This is a genomic window from Bergeriella denitrificans NBRC 102155, from assembly GCF_001592185.1.
Classification (GTDB): Bacteria; Pseudomonadota; Gammaproteobacteria; order Burkholderiales; family Neisseriaceae; genus Neisseria; species Neisseria denitrificans.
In genome coordinates this window covers 1-4,108 of the sequence record NZ_BCWL01000189.1, presented here as the reverse complement: position 1 = coordinate 4,108, position 4,108 = coordinate 1, and the positions used below count along the sequence as shown (strand labels likewise).

At 58.3% G+C, this 4,108-nt stretch carries 5 protein-coding genes; 2 read left to right on the top strand and 3 right to left on the bottom strand.

Annotated elements, in window-relative coordinates; all coding sequences use genetic code 11:
• Together BDE01S_RS11600 and BDE01S_RS08860 are read left to right on the top strand one after the other, a co-directional pair.
• Window positions 1-191 (top strand): hypothetical protein (locus tag BDE01S_RS11600; protein ID WP_218015867.1); only part of this gene is annotated, 191 nt, incomplete at its 5' end.
• 72 nt (window positions 192-263) lie between these two features.
• Window positions 264-1,400 carry a cytochrome-c peroxidase gene (locus tag BDE01S_RS08860; RefSeq protein ID WP_066080393.1) on the top strand — a complete coding sequence of 379 codons (1,137 nt, stop codon included), beginning with the start codon at window positions 264-266 and terminating at the stop codon, window positions 1,398-1,400.
• 110 nt (window positions 1,401-1,510) lie between these two features.
• Here the strand turns inward: BDE01S_RS08860 and BDE01S_RS08855 are convergent, their stop codons facing one another.
• The 3 genes from BDE01S_RS08855 to BDE01S_RS08845 are packed head-to-tail and all read right to left on the bottom strand — an operon-like array spanning window position 1,511 to window position 3,953.
• Window positions 1,511-2,479, bottom strand: a complete 969-nt coding sequence (locus tag BDE01S_RS08855) for an L-lactate dehydrogenase (protein ID WP_066080389.1) — start codon at window positions 2,477-2,479, stop codon at window positions 1,511-1,513.
• A 42-nt stretch (window positions 2,480-2,521) separates the two neighbouring features.
• A complete protein-coding gene (locus BDE01S_RS08850; RefSeq protein ID WP_066080386.1) occupies window positions 2,522-3,214 on the bottom strand; it encodes a M48 family metallopeptidase in 693 nt (230 codons plus the stop codon).
• Window positions 3,215-3,221: 7 nt separating this feature from the next.
• Window positions 3,222-3,953, bottom strand: a complete 732-nt coding sequence (locus BDE01S_RS08845) for a lysophospholipid acyltransferase family protein (RefSeq protein ID WP_066080383.1) — start codon at window positions 3,951-3,953, stop codon at window positions 3,222-3,224.
• Window positions 3,954-4,108: the final 155 nt, after the last annotated feature.

Sequence of the window (4,108 nt, the reverse complement as noted above, 5' to 3'; positions counted from 1 at the left end):
TGAAGCAACAAGTCCGCCGACCCGTACGATTTGTACTGCCTGCGGCGGCTTGCCGTCCTGTATCAGAATTTAACTGCTCTGATTACACTATGAGGGAAATTGCTTATTTTTATCAAACTCTTAAAGTTGACTTACCGCAAAATGTTGTTTTGCCGCGCCGTTATACTGAAAAACAAATAACAGTCTCTTAACCGGGGATACAAAGAGACACAGGACTGCGCCCGACAGGCGCTTGGGTATTTTTCTTGATAAAGGACAAAACCATGAACACCCTACCATTCGGCAAGTTGACCTTTTCCTTGATTTTGGCTGCCGCGCTGGCCGCCTGCGGCAAACAGCCCGCCGAAGCGCCGCAAGCGCCGGCCGAAGCCTCCGCGCCTGCCGCAGCAGAGCAAAGTCAGATTTCGGCGGAAGACAAAGACTTATTGAGCCGCGCCCAAAGCATCTTCAAGCCGCTGCCGACTGCGGAAGAAATGCAGCAGCTGCGCCCGTTTACCCCGGAGCAGGCCGAACTTGGCCGCCAATTATGGTATGAGCCGCGTCTGTCGAAAGGCAATACGGTCAGCTGCAACTCCTGCCACAATCTGGCTTCGGCGGGCGTGGACAATCTGCCGACCAGCCAGGGCCACAAAGGCGCGTTTGGCGGCCGCAACTCGCCGACTGCGCTGAATGCCGCCACTTTGGGTATGCAGTTTTGGGACGGCCGCGCAGCCGATGTGGAAGAGCAGGCCGGCGGCCCGCTGCTGAACCCAGTGGAAATGGCCAATACCAGCGAAGCAGCGGTCGAAGCCAAAATCCAAAATATTCCCGAATACCAAGCCCTGTTTAAAACCGCTTTCCCCGAAGATGGCGCGGTATCGTTTAAAAACATCACCACCGCCATCGCCGCCTTCGAGCGCACGTTGCTGACGCCGACCAAGTGGGACGATTACCTGAAAGGCAACGCGTCCGCACTGAACGCGCAAGAGCGCAAAGGCCTGCGCGCGTTTATGGATAACGGCTGTATCAGCTGCCACAGCGGCATGAACCTGGGCGGCAACTCCTTCCAGAAATTCGGTCTGGTGCAAGGCCCTTACTGGAAATTTATCGAAGACCCGAACCACGATAAAGGCCGTGCGGACGTGACCAACAAAGCGGAAGACGAATTCTTCTTCCGCGTACCCGGCCTGCGTAACGTCGCCAAGACCTATCCGTATTTCCACAACGGCAGCGTATGGGAATTGGAAAAAGCCGTGCAGATTATGGGTCAGGCGCAGCTGGGTAAAGAGCTGCCGCAAGCCGAAGTGGACGACATCGTTGCCTTCCTGAACACCTTGTCCGGCTCCGTACCCGAGCAGGCTCGCACCATGCCCGAGCTGCCGTTGAGCCAGCCGCTGGAAGCGAAGCCCGATAATAAATAATCAGCGCTATGCCCGCCGTTGCTGCGGGGATATCGATATGATGAGGCCGTCTGAAAAACAGTGTTTTCAGACGGCTTTATCATAGGCATCCGCTGCACGGTGGGTCGTGTTTAGCGTTTGCCGCTTTCGGTATAGGCCGCGACTTTTTGCTGGTAGCCGCGCAAGATGTCGGCGGAGCGGGCGAATTGGGCGGCCTCGTCGGCGTCCAGCGGTTTCTCGATGATGCGGGTGATGCCGGTGCGGCTGATGACGGCGGGTACGCCGATATAGACGTCTTGCTCGCCGTATTGTCCTTCCAGCAGGGCGGATACGGTCAGCACCACATGCTGGTTGTGCAACACGGCTTGGGTGATGCGTGCCAGACCCATGGCGATGCCGTAATAGGTTGCGCCTTTGCCTTCGATGATGGCGTAGGCGGCATCGCGCACGTCGGCGTGGATTTTCCTCATCCGCGCTTCGCCGTCGGGCATGCTTTGCAGGGCTTCTTTCAGCGGCATACCGGCGATGTTGGCGGTGCTCCAGGCGGCGATGACGCTGTCGCCGTGTTCGCCGATCATGTGGGCGTCGATGCTGCTCGGGGCGACGTCGAATGCTTTGCCCAGGCAGTTACACAGGCGGGCGGTGTCGAGAATGGTGCCCGAGCCGATAACGCGCTCTTTGGGCAGGCCGGAGAATTGCCAGGTGGCGTAGGAGAGCACGTCCACGGGGTTGGTGGCAATCAGGAAAATGCCGTCAAAGCCGGTTTTCATGACTTCGCCGACGATGCTGTGAAACACTTTCAGGTTGTTGTCGATGAGGTCGAGACGGGTTTCGCCGGGCTGCTGGGCGGCACCGGCGCAGATGCAGACGATGTCGGCGTCGGCGCAGTCGGCGTAGCTGCCTTGATAGACGCGGGTGGGGGTGGGGGCATACAGGATGCCGTGGCGCAGGTCGCGTACTTCGGCGCTGGCGCGTTTTTCGTTGAGGTCGATAACGGCCAGTTCGTCGCAGCCGCCTTGGTTGAGCAGGGCGAAGGCGTAGCTGATGCCGACGGCGCCGATGCCGATAACGACGACTTTATTTCCTGAGGTGCGGGCCATGTTTTCATCCTTCTTGATTTGACAATATATCGGGGTGGGCGTTCAGCCCAGTATAAACAATTCGCTGCCGTGCGCTTTGAGCCAGCTTTTGGCGGCTTGGGTGTGCGGGGTATGGCGGTTGACCAGTGCCCAGAAGCGCGGGCTGTGGTCGGGGTGGGGCAGGTGGCAGAGTTCGTGGATGCAGACGTAGTCGGCAACGTATTCGGGGGCGCCGATAAGCCGCCAGTTGAGGCGGATGCCGGTGCGGGCGCGGCACACGCCCCAGAAGGTTTTGGCGTTGGAGAGTGCGGCGGCTGCGGGGCGTAAATCCAGCGCGGCGGCGTGCCGCTCGAGGCGGGGCAGCAGGTATTCGCGGGCGCGCGCGGTCAGAAAGCGGCGCAGATGTTGGATTTGCTGCGCGGTTTCTTGGTGCGGAATCAGCATTTCAGACGGCCTGTGGCGGATGCAGGATTGTTCGGAAGGTGTTAAGGCCGTCTGAATGCCGTGATACCAAATCCATGCGGGCAGGGTGTCGGCGGGCATTTGCTTTGCGGCGCCTTTTGCCTGTGTTTGCCGCAGCAGGGCTTCGTTGCTCCGCAGCCATTCTTGCAGGCGGCGTTCGCCGACAAAGGGCGGCAGGCTGATGCTGACGGTGTGTGCGTCAATCGGGCGCAGAATCAGGTTTTTCTTGGCGCGGCGTTTGAGGTCGATATTCAGGGTATGGCCGTCTGAAAAAGTGTAGGTGTAGTGCGGCATGGTGTTTTCAGACGGCTTTTTTGGCAAACGGCCCTTGGCCGCCGATTTCGGTTTGCCGCGCTTCGATCCAGTTTTCGCATTGCGCCATCAGCTCGGCTTCGCTGCCGCTTTGGTGGGCGATGGGGCGGCCGATGACGACGGTGATTTCGCCGGGGTATTTCATGAATGAGTTTTTCGGCCAGAATTCGCCGCTGTTGAGGGCGACGGGGACGATGTCCATTTCAAACATTTTGGCCATGCGCGCGCCGCCGAGTTTGTATTTGCCGCGCTCGCCCGGCGGCAGGCGCGTGCCTTCGGGGAAGATGGAAATCCAGTAGCCTTCGTTTTTGCGGGCTAAACCCTGCTTCATGAGCTGCTCGTTGGCTTCGCGGCGGTTGCTGCGGTCTATGCCTATGGTTTTGACGATTTTCAAACCCCAGCCGAAAAAGGGGATTTTAAACAGCTCGCGCTTGGCAACGTAAACCTGCGGCGGAAAAATTTCCTGCAGGGCGAGGGTTTCCCAGCCGCTTTGGTGTTTGGCGCAAATGATGGCGGGCGATTGCGGGATGTTTTCGGCGCCGATGACGCGGTATTTGAGGCCGATGATGTGTTTGAGCGACCAGTTGAGGATTTTGACCCAGATTTGCGCGGTTTTGTGTGCGCCGTGCGGCATAAGGGCGGCAAGGAGCATAAAGGGGAAGAGCAGGATAATGCTGGTGGCGAGAATCAGCCAGTAAATCAGGTTTTTAATCAGGAGCATGGTGGTTTTTTGGGAAATGGTAAAAAGGCCGTCTGAAACTGCATGTAGGGTAGGTCTTGACCCACGCATTATCGGAAACATGCACACCGTGTGGGTTACGCCGCAAAAAGCGCGGCTAACCCACCCTATAGTCGTTTCGTTAGATTGAGACAAGG